Source organism: Halomonas sp. (assembly GCF_041689495.1).
Classification (GTDB): domain Bacteria; phylum Pseudomonadota; class Gammaproteobacteria; order Pseudomonadales; family Halomonadaceae; genus Halomonas.
In genome coordinates this window covers 1-4,434 of the sequence record NZ_JBDNGD010000435.1, presented here as the reverse complement: position 1 = coordinate 4,434, position 4,434 = coordinate 1, and the positions used below count along the sequence as shown (strand labels likewise).

Below are 4,434 nucleotides of genomic sequence, written 5' to 3'. Positions count from 1 at the left end.
GTCGAGGTCCTGGTGCGCCCCCGGCGCGAACCCGAGCCCGGCCTCGCCATGGAGGAGTGATCGCCAACGATGGCATGAGGTCCCCTCCCCTCCGGGGATACCCATGCTGGATTCAGGGCACGCTGCATGTTCACCATCGATGACCTGGCCGACCGACTCGGCGGCTACCTTCCCCAGGACGAGATCAAGCAGGTCAAGCGTGCCTTCTACTACGCCGAACAGGCCCACGACGGTCAGCGCCGGCGCTCCGGTGAACCCTATGTGACCCACCCACTGGCAGTGGCGAACATTCTCGCCAACATGCACATGGACCATCAGAGCCTGATGGCCGCCATGCTGCATGATGTCATCGAGGATACCGGGATCGGCAAGGCCGCCATCGCCGTTCAATTCGGCAAGCCCGTCGCGGAGCTGGTCGACGGCGTCTCGAAGCTGACCCAGATCACCTTCGAGGACAAGGCGGTCGCCCAGGCCGAGAATTTCCAGAAGATGGTGCTGGCGATGTCCCGGGACATCCGGGTGATCATCGTCAAGCTCGCCGACCGCCTGCACAACATGCGCACCCTGGGTGCCCTGCGCCCCGAGAAGAAGCGCCGCATCGCCCGCGAGACCCTGGAAATCTATGCCCGCATCGCCAGTCGACTGGGCATCAATACCATTCGCGTGGAACTCGAGGACCTCTCCTTCCAGGCCCTGCACCCGATGCGTGCCGAACGCATCAAGCGCGCGGTCTCCAGTGCCCGCGGCAACCGCCGATCGGCGATCCGCCAGATCCAGAATGCCCTGCAGACCAGCCTCGACGACGAGGCCCTTCCCGGCACGGTGATCGGTCGCCAGAAACACCTGCTGTCGATCTACAAGAAAATGCGCGATCACCAGAAGTCCTTCGCCGAGATCATGGACGTCTTCGGCTTTCGCATCATCACCGAGGACATCGACAGTTGCTACCGTATCCTCGGCGTGGTGCATAACCTCTACAAGCCGGTGCCGGGTCGCTTCAAGGACTATATCGCCATCCCCAAGGCCAACGGCTACCAGAGCCTGCACACTACTCTGTTCGGCAGCGGCGGCATGCCCGTCGAGGTGCAGATCCGCACCCGCGAGATGGAGGCCATGGCCAACAACGGCATCGCGGCCCACTGGCTCTACAAGGCCGGCCAGACCGAGCACCCCATCGCCGAGGGCAGCCATGCCCGGGCTCGGGCCTGGGTCAAGGGCCTGCTGGAGATGCAGCGCCATGCCGGAGACTCGCTGGAATTCATCGAGCACGTCAAGAACGACCTCTTCCCCGACGATATCTATGTCTTCACACCCAAGGGCGACATCATGGAGCTGCCCCAGGGCGCCACGGTGATCGACTTCGCCTACAGCGTGCACACCGACATCGGCAACAGCTGCATCGCCTGTCGCATCGATCGCCACCTGGCACCGCTTTCCAGCCGCCTGGAGAGCGGTCAGACCCTGGAGATCATCACTGCCCCCGGTGCGCGGCCCAACCTGGCCTGGCTCAACTTCGCGATAACCGCCAAGGCGCGCTCGGCGATCCGCCATGCACTGAAGCACCAGCAGCACACCGAGGCCGTCCATCTCGGCCGGCGTCTGGTCAACAAGGCGCTGGCCGGCTTCGAGACCAGCCTGGAGGAGCTGCACGAGGACGTCGTCACGGCCCTGCTTGCGGAACTCGATTTGAAAACCCAGGATGCCTTGCTCGAGTCCATCGGACTCGGCAACCGGGTGGGCAATATGGTGGCCAGGCGACTGGTGGACATCGCGCATGGCAACGAACCGGGGAGCCTGCAACGCCAGTCCCTGCCCCAGGGGCCCATCGTCATCCATGGCGCCGAGGGCATGGTGATCACCTTTGCCCGCTGCTGTCATCCGCTCCCCGGCGACCCCATCATCGGTCACCTCTCGGCGGGCCGGGGCATCGTGGTGCACCGGGTGGAATGCCGCAACATCAGCGACTTCAGGAATGACCCTGACACGCTTTTCACTCTGGAGTGGGCAGAGGACATCGACGAGGAGTTCCCCGCTGCCCTGCGCCTGGAGGCCGAGAGTCGCCGGGGCCTGGTGGCCGAACTCGCCAGCCTGGTCACCGATGCCGAGGCCAACATCGAACACATCAGCATCGAGGAGCGTGACGCTCGACTGTCCACGGTCGACCTGACCCTGGCCGTGCGCAACCGGGTTCACCTGGCACGCTTGATCAAGCGCCTGCGCAACCTGCCCCATATCGGCAGGATCTCACGCATCGGCAAATGACCCTGACCCCAGGCTCACGCGATTTAACACACCCATGACAACCCGGAGAACGTCCATGAGCAACAAGGCCGCGATCAACACCGACAAGGCACCTGCCGCCATCGGCCCCTATTCCCAGGCCATCAAGGCCGGCAATACCGTCTATCTTTCCGGCCAGATCCCCCTGGACCCGGCCACCATGGAACTGGTCTCGGACGATTTCGAGGCCCAGGCGCGCCAGGTCTTCACCAACCTCAAGGCCGTCTGCGAGGAAGCCGCCGGCTCCCTGGGCGAGATCGTCAAGATCAACCTCTACCTGGTGGAGCTGGGCAACTTCGCCATCGTCAACCAGGTGATGGAAGAGTTCCTGACCCCGCCCTTCCCGGCCCGCGCCGCCGTGGGGGTCAAGGCGCTGCCCAAGGGCGCTCAGGTGGAGGCAGAGGCGATCATGGTCATCGGCGACTGAGATGCGGCTCTTCCTGGCACTGGTGCGACGTCCGAAAACCTTCGATACCACCGACTTTGCCTGGCGTGAACCTGGATTGGTCCTATAATCAGTTAGCTTTGATCAACTCCGTCAATGACACGTCAGGCGCCCGTTACACTGCCCTGGCACGCTCACGAAGCGCCTGACACGACAAGAGACCGCAAGGGGAAAAGGGAATGTCCCGCCATAATACCGCCATCGCCGCCATTGCCACGGCAACCCTTCTGGGCAGCAGCCCGACACTGGCCGACTGGTCGCTGGCCGCGGGTGCCACCAGCGAATCCACGGCGGCACTCCAGATCCAGATAGATCATCTCATTCCCCTGGAGGGCCTGCATCCCCGCCTCGACCTGCGCCTGGCCACCGGCCTGTTGATGCTGTCAAGCGAAAAGAAAGGCGCCAACGCCGCCTGGCTGGTTACCCCAGCCGTGCGCTACACCTTCATGGGTGAGCGAGAGGTCTTCCTCGAGGCGGGAATCGGCGGGGCACTTTTCATCGATACCCGTCTGGACGCCCGGGAACTCTCGACGAGTTTCCAGTTCGAGGATCGCCTGGCCCTGGGCCTGCCCTGGGCCGATGGCGAGATCTCCCTGGCCCTGATCCACTACTCCAACGCCGGGATCAGGCGACCGAATGACGGGTTTGAAACGCTGATGCTGGGTTATCGGGTCTCGCTGTAATCTCCCTCACTCCCGCTGGGGCAGGAAGCCACCCGCCTTGAGCACCTGCGCATAGCCTTCCCGATAACTGGGGTAGCGGAAGGCATAGCCACTCTCGAGCAGCCGGGTGTTGTCACAGCGCTTGCTGGCGCGACGGCGCAGGGGCGACTGGATGGTCTCGGTGGCCTCGACCTTGAGCTGTGTCGCCAGCCAACTCATCACCTCGTGCAGCGGCGCCGGCTCACAGTCACTGGCCAGGTAGAGGTCATTCAGGGGCTTCTCGGCCAGGGCAAGGTCGATCAGGTGGGCCAGTACCCCGGCACAATCATCGCGATGGATCCGGTTGGTATGCATGGCCGGACTGAAAGGAGCGATGCGTCCCTCGCCCACCTGACGGATCAAGCGGTCGCGGCCGGGGCCATAGATCCCCGAGAAACGCACCACCGTTCCCGGCAGTTGATGATCGATCAGCGCCTGCTCTGCCTCGCGCATCAACTGACCCGAGAAGCCGGAGGGTGCCGTCGGACTCGTCTCGTTGACCCATTCCCCCTCTTGCTGGGGATAGACACTGGTGGACGAGACGAAGAAGACCCTCTGCGGCGGCCTTTCCCGGCCGGCAAACTCGCTCAGTACCGCCTTGAGGCCATCCGGGTAGGCCGCACGGTAGGCCGCCTCGTCGAAGTGGTCCGCACTGACCACATAGACCAGCACCTCGACATCGGGAAGGTCCGCCAGACGTGCGGGATCGCCGAGATCAAGGGAGACGGCCTCGAGTCCGGTATCTGCCAGGGCAGCGGCGTTTCGACGCACACCGATCACCCGGTGACCCGCTTCCTGAAGGTGTTTTCCCAGGATCGTCCCGATATCACCACAGCCCAGAATGAGTGTCGTCATCTTCACCTTTCCCCTGCTCCCTGATACAAAGTCCCCATTGGCATTGATCTGTCCCTGTAATCTCCGCATCCTTCGAGGCGTCACCCCGTCACGAGAGGATGCCTTACGGCGCTCCATGACTCTAACAGAACTTCGTTACATCGTAACCCTGGC

4 protein-coding genes are annotated in these 4,434 nt (G+C 63.5%); 3 read left to right on the top strand and 1 reads right to left on the bottom strand.

All coding sequences use genetic code 11. The features are described 5' to 3' along the window. The first annotated feature begins 126 nt into the window (after window positions 1-126). From ACESMD_RS13550 to ACESMD_RS13540, 3 genes are all read left to right on the top strand, one after another. Window positions 127-2,262, top strand: a complete 2,136-nt coding sequence (locus ACESMD_RS13550) for a bifunctional (p)ppGpp synthetase/guanosine-3',5'-bis(diphosphate) 3'-pyrophosphohydrolase (RefSeq protein ID WP_372614019.1) — start codon at window positions 127-129, stop codon at window positions 2,260-2,262. A 55-nt stretch (window positions 2,263-2,317) separates the two neighbouring features. After that, a complete protein-coding gene (locus ACESMD_RS13545) occupies window positions 2,318-2,707 on the top strand; it encodes a RidA family protein (RefSeq protein WP_372614017.1) in 390 nt (129 codons plus the stop codon). Between the two features lie 197 nt (window positions 2,708-2,904). Next, window positions 2,905-3,408: an acyloxyacyl hydrolase gene (locus ACESMD_RS13540; protein WP_372614015.1), complete on the top strand. Its 504-nt coding sequence runs from the start codon at window positions 2,905-2,907 to the stop codon at window positions 3,406-3,408. A 6-nt stretch (window positions 3,409-3,414) separates the two neighbouring features. On the opposite strand, the gene ACESMD_RS13535 is transcribed toward ACESMD_RS13540, so the two are convergent. Next, window positions 3,415-4,287: an SDR family oxidoreductase gene (locus ACESMD_RS13535; protein ID WP_372614013.1), complete on the bottom strand. Its 873-nt coding sequence runs from the start codon at window positions 4,285-4,287 to the stop codon at window positions 3,415-3,417. Window positions 4,288-4,434: the final 147 nt, after the last annotated feature.

Bases quoted from the DNA above. Each gene is read 5' to 3' on its own strand.
- ACESMD_RS13550 (WP_372614019.1), top strand. From the start codon at position 127: ATGTTCACCATCGATGACCTGGCCGACCGACTCGGCGGCTACCTTCCC.
- ACESMD_RS13545 (WP_372614017.1), top strand. From the start codon at position 2,318: ATGAGCAACAAGGCCGCGATCAACACCGACAAGGCACCTGCCGCCATC.
- ACESMD_RS13540 (WP_372614015.1), top strand. From the start codon at position 2,905: ATGTCCCGCCATAATACCGCCATCGCCGCCATTGCCACGGCAACCCTT.